This window comes from Bradyrhizobium liaoningense, assembly GCF_018130955.1.
In the GTDB taxonomy this organism is placed as follows: Bacteria; Pseudomonadota; Alphaproteobacteria; order Rhizobiales; family Xanthobacteraceae; genus Bradyrhizobium; species Bradyrhizobium liaoningense_C.
This window is the reverse complement of the sequence record NZ_JAFCJM010000042.1, coordinates 42,085-58,544: the sequence shown is the minus strand read 5'-3', so window position 1 is coordinate 58,544 and position 16,460 is coordinate 42,085. Positions and strand designations below refer to the sequence as shown.

At 64.9% G+C, this 16,460-nt stretch carries 18 protein-coding genes; 9 read left to right on the top strand and 9 right to left on the bottom strand.

All coding sequences use genetic code 11. The features are described from left to right. Window positions 1-176: 176 nt before the first annotated feature. A complete protein-coding gene (locus JQ632_RS27695; protein WP_212405812.1) occupies window positions 177-956 on the bottom strand; it encodes a class II aldolase/adducin family protein in 780 nt (259 codons plus the stop codon). A 110-nt stretch (window positions 957-1,066) separates the two neighbouring features. After that, complete coding sequence (locus JQ632_RS27690) at window positions 1,067-2,716, bottom strand: glycosyltransferase family 39 protein (RefSeq protein WP_212405811.1); 1,650 nt, start codon at window positions 2,714-2,716, stop codon at window positions 1,067-1,069. A gap of 315 nt (window positions 2,717-3,031) precedes the next feature. Here JQ632_RS27690 and JQ632_RS27685 point away from each other — a divergent pair, with 315 nt between their 5' ends. Then, entirely contained in the window at window positions 3,032-3,928 is an 897-nt protein-coding gene (locus JQ632_RS27685; RefSeq protein WP_212405810.1) for a DUF308 domain-containing protein, read from the top strand. 161 nt (window positions 3,929-4,089) lie between these two features. Continuing rightward, window positions 4,090-4,503, top strand: a complete 414-nt coding sequence (locus tag JQ632_RS27680) for a MucR family transcriptional regulator (protein ID WP_212405809.1) — start codon at window positions 4,090-4,092, stop codon at window positions 4,501-4,503. A gap of 7 nt (window positions 4,504-4,510) precedes the next feature. Here JQ632_RS27680 and JQ632_RS27675 read toward each other — a convergent pair whose 3' ends face one another. Beyond that, window positions 4,511-4,939, bottom strand: a complete 429-nt coding sequence (locus tag JQ632_RS27675; protein WP_212405808.1) for a SufE family protein — start codon at window positions 4,937-4,939, stop codon at window positions 4,511-4,513. Window positions 4,940-5,049: 110 nt separating this feature from the next. Continuing rightward, complete coding sequence (locus tag JQ632_RS27670) at window positions 5,050-6,135, bottom strand: bifunctional 2-polyprenyl-6-hydroxyphenol methylase/3-demethylubiquinol 3-O-methyltransferase UbiG (RefSeq protein ID WP_212405807.1); 1,086 nt, start codon at window positions 6,133-6,135, stop codon at window positions 5,050-5,052. Window positions 6,136-6,369: 234 nt separating this feature from the next. On the opposite strand from JQ632_RS27670, the gene JQ632_RS27665 reads away from it, so the two are divergent. Beyond that, window positions 6,370-7,857 carry a lipopolysaccharide biosynthesis protein gene (locus JQ632_RS27665; protein ID WP_212405806.1) on the top strand — a complete coding sequence of 496 codons (1,488 nt, stop codon included), beginning with the start codon at window positions 6,370-6,372 and terminating at the stop codon, window positions 7,855-7,857. A 27-nt stretch (window positions 7,858-7,884) separates the two neighbouring features. Here JQ632_RS27665 and JQ632_RS27660 read toward each other — a convergent pair whose 3' ends face one another. Beyond that, window positions 7,885-8,310, bottom strand: a complete 426-nt coding sequence (locus JQ632_RS27660) for a DUF5330 domain-containing protein (protein ID WP_212405805.1) — start codon at window positions 8,308-8,310, stop codon at window positions 7,885-7,887. A gap of 383 nt (window positions 8,311-8,693) precedes the next feature. Here JQ632_RS27660 and JQ632_RS27655 point away from each other — a divergent pair, with 383 nt between their 5' ends. From JQ632_RS27655 to JQ632_RS27640, 4 genes are all read left to right on the top strand, one after another. Beyond that, window positions 8,694-10,544 carry a PAS domain-containing sensor histidine kinase gene (locus tag JQ632_RS27655; RefSeq protein ID WP_212405804.1) on the top strand — a complete coding sequence of 617 codons (1,851 nt, stop codon included), beginning with the start codon at window positions 8,694-8,696 and terminating at the stop codon, window positions 10,542-10,544. Continuing rightward, a complete protein-coding gene (locus tag JQ632_RS27650) occupies window positions 10,537-11,274 on the top strand; it encodes a peptidoglycan-binding domain-containing protein (RefSeq protein WP_212405803.1) in 738 nt (245 codons plus the stop codon). The genes JQ632_RS27655 and JQ632_RS27650 overlap by 8 nt, the downstream gene beginning before the upstream one ends. A 270-nt stretch (window positions 11,275-11,544) precedes the next feature. Continuing rightward, window positions 11,545-11,757, top strand: a complete 213-nt coding sequence (locus JQ632_RS27645) for a hypothetical protein (protein ID WP_212405802.1) — start codon at window positions 11,545-11,547, stop codon at window positions 11,755-11,757. Between the two features lie 53 nt (window positions 11,758-11,810). After that, entirely contained in the window at window positions 11,811-12,155 is a 345-nt protein-coding gene (locus tag JQ632_RS27640) for a DUF1491 family protein (RefSeq protein ID WP_212405801.1), read from the top strand. A 107-nt stretch (window positions 12,156-12,262) separates the two neighbouring features. Here the strand turns inward: JQ632_RS27640 and JQ632_RS27635 are convergent, their stop codons facing one another. After that, window positions 12,263-13,201, bottom strand: coding sequence for a DUF2336 domain-containing protein (locus tag JQ632_RS27635; protein WP_249152567.1), 939 nt, complete (start codon window positions 13,199-13,201; stop codon window positions 12,263-12,265). Between the two features lie 322 nt (window positions 13,202-13,523). Between JQ632_RS27635 and JQ632_RS27630 the strand changes: the two genes are divergently transcribed. Both JQ632_RS27630 and JQ632_RS27625 read left to right on the top strand, forming a co-directional pair. After that, the gene (locus tag JQ632_RS27630; protein ID WP_212405799.1) at window positions 13,524-13,712 is read left to right on the top strand and encodes a hypothetical protein; all 189 of its coding nucleotides are present in this window, start codon (window positions 13,524-13,526) and stop codon (window positions 13,710-13,712) included. 17 nt (window positions 13,713-13,729) lie between these two features. Then, on the top strand, window positions 13,730-14,485 hold the full coding sequence (locus JQ632_RS27625; protein ID WP_212405798.1) for a hypothetical protein: 756 nt from the start codon (window positions 13,730-13,732) through the stop codon (window positions 14,483-14,485). Here JQ632_RS27625 and JQ632_RS27620 read toward each other — a convergent pair. From JQ632_RS27620 to JQ632_RS27610, 3 genes are all read right to left on the bottom strand, one after another. Continuing rightward, window positions 14,482-14,883: a TfoX/Sxy family protein gene (locus JQ632_RS27620; RefSeq protein ID WP_212405797.1), complete on the bottom strand. Its 402-nt coding sequence runs from the start codon at window positions 14,881-14,883 to the stop codon at window positions 14,482-14,484. The two genes, JQ632_RS27625 and JQ632_RS27620, sit on opposite strands and share 4 nt — an antisense overlap. Before the next feature lie 22 nt (window positions 14,884-14,905). Next, window positions 14,906-15,457 (bottom strand): GNAT family N-acetyltransferase, encoded by a 552-nt coding sequence (locus tag JQ632_RS27615; protein WP_212405796.1) that lies wholly within the window; start codon window positions 15,455-15,457, stop codon window positions 14,906-14,908. Window positions 15,458-15,575: 118 nt separating this feature from the next. After that, a complete protein-coding gene (locus JQ632_RS27610; RefSeq protein ID WP_212405795.1) occupies window positions 15,576-16,442 on the bottom strand; it encodes an alpha/beta fold hydrolase in 867 nt (288 codons plus the stop codon). Window positions 16,443-16,460 lie beyond the last annotated feature (18 nt).

Sequence of the window (16,460 nt, the reverse complement as noted above, 5' to 3'; positions counted from 1 at the left end):
CTCATCTATGCCAACACCGTCGTGCAACGCGGAACGCCGTGGACTGAAAAACTCCTCGGCGTTTAATGGTTGCTACGACCGCACCAAATAAAAACGCCGCCCGGAATTGGGCGGCGTTTCATTCCGAAAAGCGCAGAGGTCGTTCGGCGCAGATACTACACCGAAACCCAAAATTCTCAAGTCCGGTAGCCCGGATTGACGCGGTCGAGCTTGCGCAGCAAGGGCGGCCAGACCAGGTTGGTGGAGCGCAGCTCGGCGCGGTCGCGGTTGGCGAGCAGCTCGGTGTTCTTCTCGATCGCGATGTCCTCGACCGGATAGACCGGCGTGCCCAGCGCGCGGGTGCGCACCTGCATCGAGCAGGCGCGTTCCAGGTGATACATGCGCTCGAAGGCGGAGGCGACCGAGCGGCCGACCGTCAGCGTGCCATGGTTGCGCAACAGCATGTGGTTGTGGTCGCCGAGGTCCCTTTGCAGCCGCGGACGCTCGTCGTGATCGAGCGCAATGCCCTCATAGTCGTGATAGGCGAGGTCGTGGGTGACGAGCTGCGCGGTCTGGTTCAGCGGCAGCAGGCCTTCGGCGCTGCTCGAGACCGCGGTGCCGTCGAGCGTATGCAAATGAAGCACGCAGATCGCGTCCTCGCGCACCTCGTGGATGGCGGAATGGATGGTGAAGCCGGCCGGGTTGATGCTGTACTCGCTCTCTGAGAGCTGGTTGCCGTGCAGGTCGACCTTGACGAGGCTGGAGGCGGTGATCTCGTCGAACATCAGCCCGTAGGGATTGATCAGGAAGTGATGGTCAGGTCCGGGCACGCGGGCGGAGATGTGGGTGTCGACCAGATCGTCCCAGCCGTAGAGGGCGACTAGGCGGTAGCAGGCGGCGAGGTTGACCCGCTGTTGCCACTCGGCCTCCGTCATTTCAGACGGCACTTCCTTCCGGCGCGCTTCCGCTGGCGACATGGCAAATCTCTCCGAACGACGTTGTTTCGAAGCGCAAGCCTAGTCCTGCGACCCATGTGCAGCAAGGCGGCTATCGCGCAGCAGTCATGCCGATGGCTGCGGGCGGAGGCCTACGGCGCCGGGATCGACAACAGGCTGGAGATACTGCGGCCGCGGATGTCGTAGACGCGGGCGAACACCACGTCGTCGCGCTTGACCTCGACCAGGACCGGGGCGGTGAGGCCCTTGCAGTAGAACTCGCCCAGCGTCATGGCGAAGTCGGCCGCATTGGAGTCCCAGCCGATGGTGAAGTCGGGCCCGAGCGCGACCTGCGCCGGACGCTGCGGGCCGCACACCGCAACCTTCCACTTGCGGTTCTGGGGCTGCACTTCCTGCCGCTCGACCAGTTGTTCGCGCAGCTCGTCGGAAGCCTGCTTCAGCGCGAGGCCCCAATAGTCCAGCATGAAGCGATCGTCGGCGCCGCGCACGGTGCCGGCGACGTGGTTGAAATGCGTGTACTGATACGGATGCAGGCGGATCATCTCGGCGAGCGAGAGCGCAAGCCCGAAGCAGAATGTGGCGAGCAGGACCGGCTGCCAGCTCCGGTGATTGGCCCGCAGCCGCTCCATGATCCAGGCGAAGGCGACGCCGCCGAGAACGGTCATCGGCGGAATGACGAAGATGAAGTGGCGGATGCCGTTGTAGAGCGCGGGGCGCTTCACCATTGCGATGACGAGCGGCAGGGTGGCCGCGAGCGTCAGCATCAGCATGATCGTCTTGCGCCGCGCCGGCACGTCCTTGCGCGGCAGCATGACGAAGGTGCCGACGACGGCGCCGATCATCAGCACCAGCAGCACTTCCGGCAGTTGCAGCGCGAACAGCGTCGGCAGATAGGACCACGGCATGTCCGGCACCGACACCAGCGCGCCGTCGAACATCTCCTTCCAGGGCTTTTCGAAGAAATGCGAGAAGTAGGTCAGCGCCTGGAACGGATTGGCGGGCTCCATGATCGACCACGGCCAGATCAGGCCCATGACGAGGTAGCCGAGCACGAGTCCGGGCAGCAGCACGTAGACTGTATGGGCGAAGCGGCGCACGGCTTCGCGGGCGCCCTCGACGCGAAGTTCCTCGAGGAACAGCGGGATGAAGCCGACCAACGCATAGACCAGCGCGAGGCCGCCGAGGATGCGCGAACCGATCGACAGGCCGGCGCCGAGGCCGACGATCAAAATCGTGCGCGGCGAGGGATGCGGATATTCGTCGGCGAGGCGCACGAGGCCGAGCATCAGGACGATCATCGCCACGGCGAACGGCGCGTCCTTCGGATTCATGAACATGTGCCCGTAGAAGATCGGGCAGAGCGCGAGCAGCAACAGCGTCGCAAGGCCGGCAATCGGTCCGCCGACGCGGCGGCCGAGCCGCCACGTCACCGCAAGGCCGATCACGCCGACGATGGCGCCGACCAGACGGCGGGTCTCGAACAGTTCGAGCGGAATGACCTTGTGCAGCAGCGCTGCGATCATGTCGAAGCCGCCGCCATACATGTAGAGGTTGGCGAAGGACAGCGCCGCGGTGTCCTTGAAGCCGGAGCCGAACATGCGCAGCAGAAGGTCGGCATATTCGGCGTGGGTGTAGTCGTCCCAGCCGAGACCGTAGTCGCGGAACGTCAGGCCGGCGATGACGGCGACCACCGCGAGCACGAGCGCGGCGAGATCGTCGCAAGTCCGTTCGATCGAGCGCCGCGCTGGCGTATCGAGCGCCGAAGTCGTGATGGATGTCATGGCTAGTAGCCCGGCGTCCCCTCTCGGCCCTGCTGGCGTGGACGGGCCTGTTCCCCGGACTTCCTATAGCGCAGTTCCACGTGCAAGTAATTCGGCATAATGGCTAAATTCCTGATGCAACGCAGCAAATTGGAAGTCCTGGAAGTCTTGGAACCTTGTTCAAGCTAGCGAGGCGATGCTGAAGGGAATGTGAATAAGTCCCTGATTTCGCTATTTTAAGGAACGGCTATGGCAAATGGTCGTTGGCGAGTTGCACAATATGACGGTATCGTGGCGTAGGCGTCGCGCACAGATGCGCGGCCGGGGGTGAGTTCGATGGCGCTGGCATTGATGATCGCGGGGGTGGTCGCCGTTGTGGCGGGTCTCCTCACGATCCTTTGGGGCATCTCGCTCAAGGAATTCAGCCTCGGTAGTACCCTCATAATGAGCGGGACGATCGGCGTCTGCTCCGGAATGTTACTGCTCGGCCTGTTCGTCGTCGTGCAGGAGCTGAAGACCATCGTCCGCCGGCTCGCCGGTTCCACCGCACCGTCGGATGTGCGGGTGCGGCCGGTGCTTCCGGCCGGCCTCGCGACCGCGGGAATGACGGCGCCGGCGGCCACCACGGCCGAAGACCTCAAGCTCGCGCCTGCGCCGCCATCGCCGGGGGCATCGCCGCCATGGCAGGACGAGGCTGCGGCGCGCGCGCGTACGGAGGCCGCACCGCCGGTGCCCGACCCGCCGCCGCCACCACCGCCCGCAGAACCGCCGCGCCGGCGCAATCTCCTGTTCGAATCGACGTCGCGCAAGGAACGCGAGCGCGCCGAGGCGAAGACCGGGGATGCGCCCTCGGGCGCCGAGCCGCGGCCCGCGCCACCGCCTCCTGCGGTGCCGCCAGAGCCGCCGCCCGCGAGTTTTGACGACGCCTGGCCGAAGCCGGAGCGCGTGCGTCCGTTGGAGGCCTCGGTGACGCGGCGTCCACCGCCACCGCCGCCGCGTTCGCCCCTCACGGAACCCGCCGCGGCCCCGCCTGCACCGCCTCCGCCCGCACCCGAGCCGGCGCGTCCGGCGCCGGCCGAGCAGACGGCCGTGACTGTGCTCAAGTCGGGCGTCGTCGATGGCATGGCTTATTCGCTTTATTCTGACGGCTCGATCGAGGCGCAGATGCCGGAAGGCATGATGCGTTTCGCCTCGATCGACGAGTTGCGGGCGCATCTCGACCAGCGGGCCTGAGGCGGCCGCGCCGGCTTGCGGGGGCCGTGAGTTGTTCTTGTTACTTGAGCAGTAATAAGCTCGAATTTACTAGTAGTCGCATCTTTGTCGAATGTATTGGTGACCATGAATTGCTCGGGCATCGCCGGATCAGGCGCTGCCATTTCAATGAGGTAGATCCCATGTCAGATGCCGCTGGCAAAAATTTCATCGAGCTCACGGCGAATATCGTCTCGGCCTATCTCAGCAACAATCCGACGCCCGCAACCGAGATCCCGAACCTCATCAGCCAGGTGCACGGCGCGCTGACGCGGGTCTCGGCCGGCCGCACCGAGGCGCCGCTCGAGCCCGCGAAGCCCGCGGTGTCGCTGAAGAAGTCGATGACGCCGGACTATCTGGTGTGCCTCGAGGACGGCAAGCGCTTCAAGTCGCTGAAGCGCCATTTGCGCACCCAGTACAACATGACGCCGGAGCAATATCGCGAGAAGTGGGGCCTGCCCGCCGACTATCCCATGGTCGCGCCGAATTATGCGGTGGCGCGCTCGCAACTGGCGAAGAAGATGGGGCTGGGGCAGCAGCAGCGGAAGCGCAAATAGCGCCGCCTCACGAAGCTTCCGCGAGCGCCTCGCGCGCGTCGGTCTTGATACGCTCGACCATCGAACGCAGCCCGTTGGAACGCTGCGGGGTCAGGTGATCGCGAAAGCCGAACTCGTCGAACACGGCGATCGCATCGGTCTCCAGAATTTCCTGGGGCGTGCGGCCGGAATAGAGCGACAGCACGATCGCGACCAGCCCGCGCACGATATGCGCGTCGCTGTCGCCAAGATATTTCAGGATCGGTGCACCGCCATTGCGCTCGATGCGCTTGGACAGCCAGACCTGGCTGACGCATCCCTGCACCTTGTTAGCGGCGGAATGCTCGTCCTCCGGTAGCGGTTCCAGCGTGCGGCCGAGCTCGATGACGTACCGGTAGCGGTCGTCCCAATCGTCCAGAACGTCGAAATTGTCCCTGATTTCGTCAATCGTCGTCATGTTGGCCCGTGTTTCCCTGGGACCCTATATAGGCACACCGGAGGGCGAAATCGATAGGCGAGCCTGATCCGGGGCGTTCGTGGCGCCCCGCCATGTCGAGCGGGAATCGCTTACGGCCGGTCCAGCCGGACCCACAAGGAACCGCCGAGATTTTGGCGGTTTCGGTAGACGTAGTGCCAGGCCGACAGGCGCGCCGGGATGAAGAGCGCGGCGAGGGCGGCTTCCGCAAGCCGCCGCATCCGGCCGCGCGGCAAGCTCCTGACACGCGCGACGAAGCCGTCCGGATTGAGCTGCGCGCGCTGAATATGGCTGTAGGAGATGTCGTGGGCCAGGAATTCCCGCCAGCTCAACGGCTCGAGCTCTGCCGAGCGGACCACCAGACCGTTGCGCCGGCACACCGCGTCGAAGGCTTGCGGCGTCCATCGCCCGATATGATTGGGCGGCTGGTCCGGAACGGAGCGGTTGGCTTCCTGGTACCTGACGCGCGCGGAGTTGGGCACGGCGCAGAATGCGGAGCCGCCGCTCTTCAGTAGTGAACTGATGCGGCCGAACAACGCGTCCAGGCCATCGAGATGCTCGACGACCTGGAACAGGAAGATGAAATCGAAGGAGCCGCGATAGGCGTCCAGCGCCTCGTCTCTGAGATCGACCGAAAGCGCGCGATATCCTTTATCCCTGAGGATCGGAATCGACTTGTCATTGTACTCGAGCACCGTGACGTCTTCAGGCCGAACGAGGCTCGGACAGATCTGGTCGAGGAAGTACCCATTCCCGGCGCCGACTTCCAACACCTTCGCGCCGCTCTTGTTCAGCTTGCCGAGCTCGGCGGCCGTGCGCGTAAATTCCCACTTGGCTCTGGGATAGACGCCGTCAGAGCCGGTGAAATTGTAGAACTCGGCGTTTCCGGCAACGTAAGGCCATGCGAAGCCGAAGCCGCAATCCGCGCAGCTCATGATCTGGCAGGTGTCGCCGCCCCACAGCGAGGTGACGCAGGACAGGATGCGCTTGTGGCTTTCGGCATCTGCACGCTCGGGTGCGAAGAAGTGAGCCGCTTCGCGCGCGGACACCGTTCGCAGCGAGGACAGGGATCGCGACTTGCACGCCGGGCATTCGGGCTGGTCGGAACCGCGCGTGGCGCGATGTGCATGCTGACCGGTCAATTGTTCAGGAGGCAAGCGATCGATGGTCTCAATCATGTCAGGCTCCGCGCCGGAAATCGGTCTTGCCGGCCATTAAGGTCGGTTTCGATTACCGTCACGCTGCAACCGGCGGAAGCATATCCTTTTTCCGTAGTTAACATCCGGATTAGATTAACCAACCCCTGCCATAACGTCGTCGCTCGTAACGTTTTCCTGCTATTCCGGCCGTATCATTGAACACGTCAGCCGCGCAGTTCCGACCCGCTGGCCAGCCCAAGCATGCAATCGACGATGACCGCCGCCGTACGACCCACAGATGTTAAGGCCGTCGCTTCCCGTTGGGTCGTCTCCAGCGTCGCGGTTCAATTCGCCAAATCATTGCTGCTGTTCGGCTCCCAGATCGCGCTTGCGCGCCTGTTGAGCCCTGCCGATTTCGGCGTCGTCGCCATGTGCGCGCCGGTCTTCGGCCTGTTCGCTTTGTCCAACGACCTCGGCCTGTCGCAAGCCGTCATCCAGCGCCCGTCGCTGAGCGCCGACGACAGCAACAATGTGTTCTGGATCAACCTGGCGTTCGGATGCGTCCTGGCCTTGACCCTGCTGGCGCTCTCGCCTGCGGTCGCGACGTTCTACAACGACCACAGGGTTACCGGCGTTCTCGCCGCGCTCTCGGTGCTGATCATCGTCAACAGCCTGTCCTATCAGCAGATCGCGCTGATGCACCGGCGCATGGAGCCGGTCCCGATCCTGCTGATCGACATCGCGCCGGTTCTCGCCAACGTCATGGCATCCATTACGGCCGCGCGACTGGGCTTCGGTTACTGGTCGCTCGTCTTCGGACAATTGGTGCATACGTTCACGGCCGGCGTGCTCGCCTGGACGCTGTCACCGTTCCGGCCGGCACGTCCGCGTGCGCTTGCCAAGACGCTGCCGCTGATGAAATTCGGCGCGCATCTCACCGGGCTTTCGCTCGCCTCGTTTGCGGCCACGAGTCTCAGCCCGCTGGCGGTCGGCCGCCTGTTCGGGGCGTGGGAGGTCGGCCTGTTCGACCGCGGCTTCAAGCTCGTGAGCATGTCCTTCGTGCAGTTTCTCACGCCGCTGTCGCGGATTGCGGAAACGTCGCTGGCCAGGCTCGCCGCCGATGCCAACGAGTATCGCCAGGCCTTTCTCCAGTTCTCCGAAGCGCTCATCCTCTTCCTCACGCCCGGCCTCGTATGCCTCGTGTTCATGGCCGATTACGCCATTCTGGTCCTGTACGGCCGGGATTGGACCGCCACGTCGCCGATCGTGAGCTGGTTTGCGGCTGCGAGCCTGCTGGCACCTGCCGGAGCTGCGGCGTCGTGGCTGTTCGTGAGCCAGGGCCGCACGAAACTGATGCTTCAATGCGGCCTCGTCGGGCAGGGCCTGACCGTGCTGGCGCTGGCGCTTGGCTTGCCGTGGGGTGTGGTGGGCGTAGCCGTGTCAGCTGCGATCTTTTCGCTTCCCATCCACGGCGTGACGATCTGGGGTGCTACCCGCGAAGGTCCGGTCTCGCTGGCGCAGTTCATCACCATGCTGCTGCCGATCGGCATGTCTGTCGTGATTGCCGCGGCGCTCGTCTATGGCGTCTCGCTGGAACTTCACCGCCTCTCGCTCCATCCGGTACTCGCGCTGACGATCGGATTGCTGACGGCTTATGTCGGGACAGGCCTCGCGCTGTGTGCGACGGCGTCGGGCCGCAGGATCATTGCGAATGCGTGGCGGGCGGCGCAGCTGATCCGGGAAGGCAAGGCGGCGGCGTAACCGTCACGCCGTTGTCGCGATCGCGACCTAGTTCGCGATGTCAGGTCCGTGCCATTCCAGCGCCAGATCGTCCTGGCTCAATGTGTCACGCGGCGCCTGGCTCGCGGCAAAATCGCCTTCACCGGCCATCGCGATCGAGCCGGTATGGTCGGGCGCCTTCTTGTCGTTCTTCTCGTTGGTGATCTGCTCTTTCTTGTCGTTGATGATCTGGTAGAGCTTGCGCGCGCCGTCCTGGGCCCGCTGGCCGATGATGGTTGCGGCCTGGCCGCCGACCTCGCAGGCCGCCGGCTGGCGCTTGCAGAACTGGCTCATGTCGGAGACGGCCGCGGTCGCGGCCTGCACCGCGTCGGCGGCGCCGATCTGCGGCAGCTTTTCCGATTCGGGCGTCTTGTCCCGCGGCAGGAGCACCAGCACCAGCCCGAGCCAGAATGTGATGCGGAACAGAAAGCGCATCTTGCGACCTGTAGGTTAGATCCTGCCGCGGTGGTCCCGCTCCAGTCGACCTAGCAGTCCTCGATAAATCGCAAGTAATTGCTTTGTGCTTAACTTGGCGAAAATTTGCGGCGGATTTTGCCGAATCGCCATGCTCGTAAATTTTCGATTGACGCCGGATCGGCAGCCTTTCGCATCCGCGTCCACCAATTCGAAACCATGAGTTCTGGCAGGGTGGAAACCCCGTGTTCACCATCCGCGCGAATGAAGCGGTCAAATCGCCCCAAAACGTCCGCGATCACAAGGTGTTTTGCCGCCGGCCGCGGCGCCTTAGCGTTCGTTTAATTCCGCTCTGACACGGTGGCTCAACGACAAGGAGGCGTTCCGGCGCGTCTTTCCGACGAATGAGCCGAAGCGCGAGACCCGTGACAGTTTTGAGTATCATCCGCGATTGTCTCGATGCGCTGCTGCATCCGTCCGCTCGTTACGATGCGTTGACGCGGGCGCGCCATCGCGCCTTCATGGCGCCGCGGCTTCTCGGCAGTCTGGCGGCCTTTGCCGCATTCCCGATCTATCTCGCCATGCGCGGGGCGCCGAGCGCGCTCGAAGTGGCAGCCTTTGCCTGGCTGATCGCGCCGATCCTGTTGTCCTGGTTCCTGTCGCGCACGGGCCGCTATGAAGGCGCCCATGTGCTGTCCTCGCTGGCGCTCGCCGGCCTGATCATGGCGGTCGCGCTCACGACCGGCGGCATCGAATCCTTCGCGGCGGTCTGGCTCGTCGTCGTGCCGCTGGAAGCCGCGCTGTCGGCCTCGCGCCGGGTCGCGACGTTTGCATCCGTGCTGGCCTTGTCCTGCGTCGCGGTTCTGATCGTGCTGACACAGTTCGACCTCTTGCCGCCGGATCAGGCGAGTTCCGCCCAGCGCGGCCTGTTCATGGCCTTTGGCGTCGCATCCGCAACGCTCTATGCGGCCGGGCTCGCCTTCGGCGCGGAGTCGCTGGCGCGCACCAGTGTCTCGCTGCTCTCGCGCGAGGAAGAGCGCTATCGCCTCCTGGCGCGTAACATGAGCGACGTGATCTCGCGGCACCAGCGCAATGGCGCCGTGCAGTTCATCTCGCCGGCGGCCGAGCCCATGCTGGGTTCGCCGGTTGCGCAATTGATGGGTCACGGCCTGTTCGACCGCGTCCACGTCGCGGATCGTCCGGCCTATCTCACGGCGCTTTCGGATGCCGCGCGCGGCGCGGTGCGCAGCGTCGAGTTCCGCCTGCGCCGCGAGGGCGGCGAGGGCGAGCGCGGCCGCGTCGATTTCATCTGGGTCGAGCTGCGCTGCCGTCCGCTGGAGCAGGACGTGCGCAAGGACCCCGGCCGCGAGCCCGAGGTCGTCGCCGTGATGCGCGACGTCACCGACCGCAAGATGCAGGAACAGGCGCTCGACCAGGCACGCAGCGCCGCGGAAGCGGCCGATGCCGCCAAGACGCGCTTCCTCGCCACCATGAGCCACGAGCTGCGCACGCCGCTCAACGCCATCATCGGCTTCTCCGAGATGATCGCGCAGGAACATAGCTTGATGCTGGACGCTGCGCGCCGCAAGGAGTATGCGCAGCTCATCAACGATTCCGGCCAGCATCTGCTGTCGGTCGTCAACGGCATCCTCGACATGTCCAAGATGGAATCCGGCAATTTCGAGATCGCGCCGGAGCCCTTTGCGCCGCGCGCGGCGCTCCTCCATTGCTGCAACCTGCTGGCGCTGAAGGCACGGGAGAACGGCATCGATCTCGTCACCGACGCGCCGCAGGACCTGCCCGGCGTGACCGGCGACCCGCGCGCCTTCAAGCAGATCCTGCTCAACCTCGTCTCCAACGCCATCAAATTCACCGAACGCGGCGGCAAGGTCACGGTCGCGGCGTCGGTTGCGGGATCGCAGCTCCTGCTGCGCATCAGCGACACCGGTGTCGGCATTGCGCCTGACGATCTGACGCGCATCGGCGCGCCGTTCTTCCAGGCCGGCAAGACCTATCAGCGCCGCCACGAAGGCACCGGCCTCGGGCTCTCGATCGTGAAGAGCCTGGTCGCCCTGCATGGCGGCGACGTGACGGTGCAGAGCAGGGTCGGCGAGGGGACGGTGGTCACCGTGCGCCTGCCGCTCGTCTGCGCGCCGCCGATGGCCAAGCCGGTCGAGAGCAAGATCGCGACGCTGACGCCGGCGCCGCGTCACGAAGTTTTGGAACAACCCGCTCTGGTGAAGAAAAGTGCCTAGAAAGTCTGCAAGGGATGAAGACACGCCGCGCCGCCGTGGTGCCAAGGCGGCGGCCGTCGATGTCGAGACCGAACGCAATTTCGCGATGCGCATCCTGCTGCACAGTCCGAAGGATACGCTGGCCGGCCTCATCGCCTGCGCCGCGATCGGCGCCATCGTTGCCAACGCGCTGTTCCTGCAAACCGGCCGCCACCCGGCGCCGATGTTCGGCACCGTGGTCAACCTGCCTGCGCCGCCGTCGATGAGTTTGTCGAATCCGCTGCCGCGCCCGCGTCCGCTGGCAGCCGACTCGCTGCCGCTCGAGCCGAAGCCGATGGAGTTTCGCGTTCCCGAGGCGCGGCCGGCCGAGCCCAAGCCTGTTGAACCAAGGGCCGTGGAACGGGCGCCGGAAAAGCCTGAAGCGACGGCATCGACCTCGCGATCGGCCGATCCCATGACCAATCTCGTCAAGGCCACGACGTCAGCGCCATCACCATCATCCGTTGCGGTCGCGCGTCCTCCGGCGCCGATCCCGGTCCAGCAAAACGCCGCCGCGCGTCGCGTCGCCGCCGTGCAGCGCGCGCTCTCCGAATATGGCTATGGCCAGTTGAAGGTGACGGGCGCGATCGGTGGCGAGACCCAGGCCGCGATCCAGAAGTTCGAGCGCGAGCACAAGATGCCGGTGACGGGGCAGGTGTCGGATCGCCTGCTGCGCGAGTTGGCGGCTGCGATCGGACATCCCGTCGAATAGAGCGTTTTCGAGCGAAGTGGATGCCAGTTCGCGTAAAGAAAACGCGTCAAAACTAGAAACTAGAGCCCCGTTCCGATGCCATCGGAACGAATAGGCTCTAGCGCCCGGCGTCTCACGCTGTCCTCTGTCATTGATGCCGATCAAGCGCGCGGCCGTCGTCGCGCGGTCCGAAGCCGCGTGGTCCGGCGTCGATTTGTTCGGGATCAATGACCGCGCGCAGGGTTCGGGGAGATGATCCTCTCATCCTCATCAAGGAAGAGAGAGGTCGCCATGTTCAAGGTTTCAGTCCTCGTATGGATCATGCTGGGGACGGTGCTGGCCGGGACCAGCCTGATCGTGGTCCTGATGATTCCAAGCCTCGCGGACCAGGCTCTCAAGGCCATCCCCTACGCGGTGGCCGCAGGTTTTGCGCTTGCGATGCCGCTGTCATATCTGGTGGCGCGCCAGATCGGCGGCGCACAGCAAGGCGCGAGCAAGGTGTGAGGCGCGGAAGCTGAGACTGGCGCGATCCTCAGCGCTGGCCTATCGTCCGACTCATGCGGTTGAAATCAAGTATCTGGGTGGCGGCCTATCTGCGCCGCTGCCAGGCCGATGGCGTATTCGGCGCGGTGCGCCGGCGCGGCGCCGAGGAAGCGGGCGCCGTGTTCGTCAAGGTGTCATTGCTCGACGGCAATGCAATGCTCTACGTGCCGGCGCCGCAGACCGTCTATGAGGACGGCCGGCCGGTCGATCGCTTCTTCGTGCCGGTTGCGCCGCAGCCTTTGCCGGAGCACGCGGTGGAGGAACGGCTGACCAAGGAGATCCGTTTCGACCCCGACGCATGGATCGTCGAGACCGAGGACCGCGCTGGTCGTCACTTCCTGGAATTGGCGCGCGCGTAGAGCATGATCCGGACCCGGAGGGCCGCGCTAGCGCAAAGTGTGCAGCGGTTTTCCCTCGCGACAAACGCGGAACGCGTTTGCGCGGCGATCATGCTCAAACGAAGAGGTTAGCGCTCGGACCCGCCGGTCCCGGTGCGGATGGCCGGGCTCGAGCCGGGCTGTACGGCCGGCCGCGACGGGCTTGAGGCCGCGCGGGCGCGCTGCCGTTCGCTCTCATAGAGCGAGGACTGGTATTTGGCGCGCGTGACGGCGAGCGTCGAGCCGCGCCAGGCGGAGAGCATCACCAGCGCGGACCGCTCGCTGAGGCGATCGTAGAGCCGCGACAGCCGGTAGACGGTGTTCACGGAGTTGCCGATCTCGGACTTGAAGAACAGCAGGATGCGCTGGAAGGAGGGGCTCGGCATGTCGAGCGCGCGCGCGGCGACAGCAAGCGCCTCGCCACCCGTGTCGTCGACGATCTGTGCAGCGACGCGTGCGGGCAGGATCAGGCTTTCGCCGAGTTCCAGCGCAAAACTTTCGGAATCTTCCGCGAAGGCCGCCATTTCCAGGGTCTGGATCGCGCGCTGGGCACGCGCCGTCGGGATGCGCGGCGCAGCCTTCAGCGGCGTCTGCGCGAGGTTGTGCAGGATCAGCGCCCGCTCGGACGCCGTGGCGCGGAAGAACATGTCGTGGATTTCGGCGGCGTCCTTCGGCTGCATCGACATGTTCGAGGCCATCCGCAACTCGGCCTCGCCAGGCATACGCGCCGGCGCGGGAGCCGGGGCAGGGGCCGGAATTTCGCGCGCCAGCGGAATGCGCCGTCCCTCATGCGCCGGCAGCAGCCCGAGCTTCTGCATGATGGGCGCGGGGGTTGCGGGATAGATCGCCAGCCGCGCCTTGACCGCGGCGCGCGTCGCGTCGTCGACCTGGTCGATCAGGCGCGAGGTGAGCTCGACGAATTGGCGTTCCTCGTCGCCGCTATGGCTCTTGGCCTGGACGTAAAGGTCCGTCAGCACGCGCAGCAAGGTCGGGCGGATATCGACGCCTTCGCGACGGGAGAGGGTCATCAGCCCGTCGAATCCTGGAAACAGCGGCTTGGATGTCATGAGGCGTACGCAACTCGAGAAGAATCGCCGCCACCTTATCGCGGCTTGTTTTAAAGCCTCGTTAAGGAAAACGAGACGTGAAACAAACTGCTCAAATTGGAGTGTTGTCGTGCCGCAACGGGACGCGCGGCTTGCCCGTGTCTTGGCGGTGTCTTGGCGGGTGTTTGGCCCGGGCGGCTACGGCCCGGCCGGCGCGTTTACACCCCGTTAACCATGAGCTGATCTTAATGAGCCCATGTTGTGAGGGCCGGCACCGGTCGCGCGGCAATTGAAGAGAGCTGACATGGGGACCATCATTGAATTTCCGGCCGGTCGCCGGGTGAGCTCGCCGGGGGATGTCGCCCCGCCGGCGGAAATGGGGACGGTCGTGATCCTTCCCGTGATCCGTATCGAGCGCGAAGCGGACGAGACCAGCGGCGGGCGCGGCCCGGAACAGGGCACAGCGCCGGGGCGCCGTCGTCGCCGGCGCTAAAGACCGGCTGATTTGAAATGCCGGACACATTCCGCCAGATCCGGTGTTGTTCATCGGCCCTGCTGCTCGCGCTGATCGGCGCGGCGCTCGGTGCCTGCAGCGGCGGCGATTTTGGCCGCACCCGCGCGGACATGCGCAGCGACGACATGCACCGCTGGTTAGGGGCCGAGGTGACCTCGAGCGTTGGGGTCAAGTCATCGCAATTCCAGCTCACCGACGAAGAGCGTCAGCTTCGCGATCTCGCCTATCCCCTGATCGAGCCGCCGCGGTCGCGGCCGGCCTGGCGAAGCGTGTTCGGCGACTACAAGGCGATGCCGTCGCCATGGCGGCAGAACGTCGTGTTCGACCGCACCACCTATGGCCGCACGCTGATCGACGAGCCGCATCGTTCGTTCTCCTCGCGCTATGCCCAACTCATCGAGGACGTGCGCGACGACATCACCCGCTTCGAGCCGTTCTTCGCGAGCGCCGTCCGCGTCATCGAGCTCGACCGCAAGCGTGAGGCCAGCATGAAGATGGTCTCGGAATTGTCGCCGCGCGAGAAAGCGGACGCGGTCGCGCGGATGCAGGAGAACTCGCTGATCGTGCAGTGGGTGCAGCAGTGCCTGGAGCGGCGCGTCTCGTCCTACCGCTGGGCGCTCGAGCGCCTGGTGATCCAGGCGCCGGACGGCATGGCCGCCGATGCCGACCGCCTGATTGGCGAGCTCGCCGCCCAGACCGCCAATCCGCCGGTTGCCTCGCCCTATGGGCGGGCAGTCGCCGTGCGCGGCTAGCCGCGCCCCTTTGACGGCTTGCCCCACTTCCGCTGCTCTCGACCTCGCATTGGCGTCGTCCGCTTTGCCGCGACGCGCTGGGCTGCCGCCACCGCCTGCCGTGCCCATGTGAGAAGGTCGTCGGGTTCGTCGAACAAGCGCTCCGGTGCGCGCCAGAAGGCAAGATCGATGGCTTCGCCCTTCTTCTCGTAGTTGAGAGGCGGAAAGGCTTCGGCTTCCTTGAAGGTCGCCCGGTTATGGTCATCCACCCGAAAGTAGAGAGTATTGTCTCGCACCATCCCGAGCATCACGCCGTCGCAGAACACGCCTGTCTTGCCGAACATCCGCCGCATCGTAAGGTGCCCGAGAGGCGCGAGTTGTTCGCGCAAGAACTCGGCAAAACTGTCGCTGGCAACCATGTCGCGTAGCCTTCCGGGCCGATCAGGTTGTTGGGTCGTTCGCAACGCGACCAAAGAGTCGAAAATCGTGAAACTTACCCTTGAACCATGCCTTCTGACGTTGAACGCCTTCAAGTCGAAAACCGACCTTTTCGAGCACGCGGTCGGATGCGGCGTTACCCGGGACGGTCCACGCCTCGATGCGGTTCAATTCGAAAAGCTGGTGGCCACAAGCGACCACTGCGTGCAAGGCTTCGGTCATGAAGCCTTGTCCCCAGTAACGAGGGTGGATTTCATACCCCACGCCACCAACTCTCCAGTCTTTCAAAAAATAGTTGAAACGAGCTGCTCCCACGAAACCTGCCGTCGAGCGATCTTCGATGGCCCACGCACATCCAGTGCCGGAGCCAAAGAGGTCGGCCATTCTCTCTATCGTTCGCGTGGCCTCGTCGTCACTCGGCGAACTCGGAATGTTCGAATAGCGGGTTACGTCTGGAATCGACAGCAATTCCTGGTAGGGCGCGCGATCGTCTCGCGAGATCGCGCGCAGACGCAATCGACTGGTGGACAAGACGGGAAAGCGGGAATCGGTCACCGGCGTCTCGATGTACGAGGGTCGGTTGGAGAATGAAGTCGGCAGCCGCAGAACTCAAGCGGTAACTGGCCGCTAGCGTGTCTCGCGATTGGCTCGCCCGATCGAGGCTCTCTCGAAATCAACTCCGGACAAATTCCCCGATTACGGCCATCGCGCGATCGGGCGCGTCGGGGATGACGGCGTGTCCGCAATCGGCAAACCGCTCGAAACGGACGAGATGGGCCGGCAGTGCTGCCGCGATATCGGCCTGGCTCTCGATCGGATGCATCGGATCATCCTCGCCTCCCAGCACCAGGGTCGGACACTGTATCAGGTGCAGGTCGCCGAACATGTCGAAGGAATTGCTCTCGCCACCCGGCCGCGTGAACCAGTGCAGAACGTCGCGCCGACTGATCGCGCGTCGTGCGATGTCGGGATCGCGCGGAGAGCGCGTGTAGACCGGAAAGGCCAATCGCCGCCAGGCCTCGATGGAGGTTTGATCGAGATGGCCGTCGGTTTCGAGGAAGCGCCGGCGGGCCAGAGCCCCGACCTCAGGACCGCCAAATTTCTCGAACAGCGCGACGCGCCGCTCCCGGTGCGTGCCGCCTGCCGCTTCCGTACTGATCAGCACCAGTTTTGACGGATGATCCGGATGGCGCGTGGCGTAGGCGAGCGCGACCATGCCGCCGAACGAAGCGCCGAGCACGATCGGTTTTGCAATGCCGAGGGCGTCGCAAAACGCGCGGACGTCGTCTCCCCACTCCGCCAGGGTCCAGCTTTCGCGAGGGCCATCCTCGCTTCGGCCATTGCCGCGGTGATCGAGATAGATGATCTGGGCGTCACCGGCCAACGCCGAATAGGCGGGCTTGTAGATCGAGTGGTCAAAGCCCGGACCGCCATGAAGGAGGATCAAGGTCGGCCTTTCCCTCATGGCCGGACCGTCGGGGACGAGCTTTGCTCCCTCGACGTCGAAGAAGAGGCGTACGCCGTTCACCAGCACATGCATTGCCCGGGTCCCTCACTC

Bases quoted from the DNA above. Each gene is read 5' to 3' on its own strand.
- JQ632_RS27685 (WP_212405810.1), top strand. From the start codon at position 3,032: ATGGCGCTGGCATTGATGATCGCGGGGGTGGTCGCCGTTGTGGCGGGT.
- JQ632_RS27680 (WP_212405809.1), top strand. From the start codon at position 4,090: ATGTCAGATGCCGCTGGCAAAAATTTCATCGAGCTCACGGCGAATATC.
- JQ632_RS27660 (WP_212405805.1), bottom strand. From the start codon at position 8,310: ATGCGCTTTCTGTTCCGCATCACATTCTGGCTCGGGCTGGTGCTGGTG.
- JQ632_RS27625 (WP_212405798.1), top strand. From the start codon at position 13,730: ATGCCGGACACATTCCGCCAGATCCGGTGTTGTTCATCGGCCCTGCTG.
- JQ632_RS27675 (WP_212405808.1), bottom strand. From the start codon at position 4,939: ATGACGACGATTGACGAAATCAGGGACAATTTCGACGTTCTGGACGAT.
- JQ632_RS27630 (WP_212405799.1), top strand. From the start codon at position 13,524: ATGGGGACCATCATTGAATTTCCGGCCGGTCGCCGGGTGAGCTCGCCG.
- JQ632_RS27690 (WP_212405811.1), bottom strand. From the start codon at position 2,716: ATGACATCCATCACGACTTCGGCGCTCGATACGCCAGCGCGGCGCTCG.
- JQ632_RS27640 (WP_212405801.1), top strand. From the start codon at position 11,811: ATGCGGTTGAAATCAAGTATCTGGGTGGCGGCCTATCTGCGCCGCTGC.
- JQ632_RS27610 (WP_212405795.1), bottom strand. From the start codon at position 16,442: ATGCATGTGCTGGTGAACGGCGTACGCCTCTTCTTCGACGTCGAGGGA.
- JQ632_RS27645 (WP_212405802.1), top strand. From the start codon at position 11,545: ATGTTCAAGGTTTCAGTCCTCGTATGGATCATGCTGGGGACGGTGCTG.
- JQ632_RS27670 (WP_212405807.1), bottom strand. From the start codon at position 6,135: ATGATTGAGACCATCGATCGCTTGCCTCCTGAACAATTGACCGGTCAG.
- JQ632_RS27695 (WP_212405812.1), bottom strand. From the start codon at position 956: ATGTCGCCAGCGGAAGCGCGCCGGAAGGAAGTGCCGTCTGAAATGACG.
- JQ632_RS27635 (WP_249152567.1), bottom strand. From the start codon at position 13,201: ATGACCCTCTCCCGTCGCGAAGGCGTCGATATCCGCCCGACCTTGCTG.
- JQ632_RS27665 (WP_212405806.1), top strand. From the start codon at position 6,370: ATGACCGCCGCCGTACGACCCACAGATGTTAAGGCCGTCGCTTCCCGT.
- JQ632_RS27620 (WP_212405797.1), bottom strand. From the start codon at position 14,883: ATGGTTGCCAGCGACAGTTTTGCCGAGTTCTTGCGCGAACAACTCGCG.
- JQ632_RS27655 (WP_212405804.1), top strand. From the start codon at position 8,694: ATGAGCCGAAGCGCGAGACCCGTGACAGTTTTGAGTATCATCCGCGAT.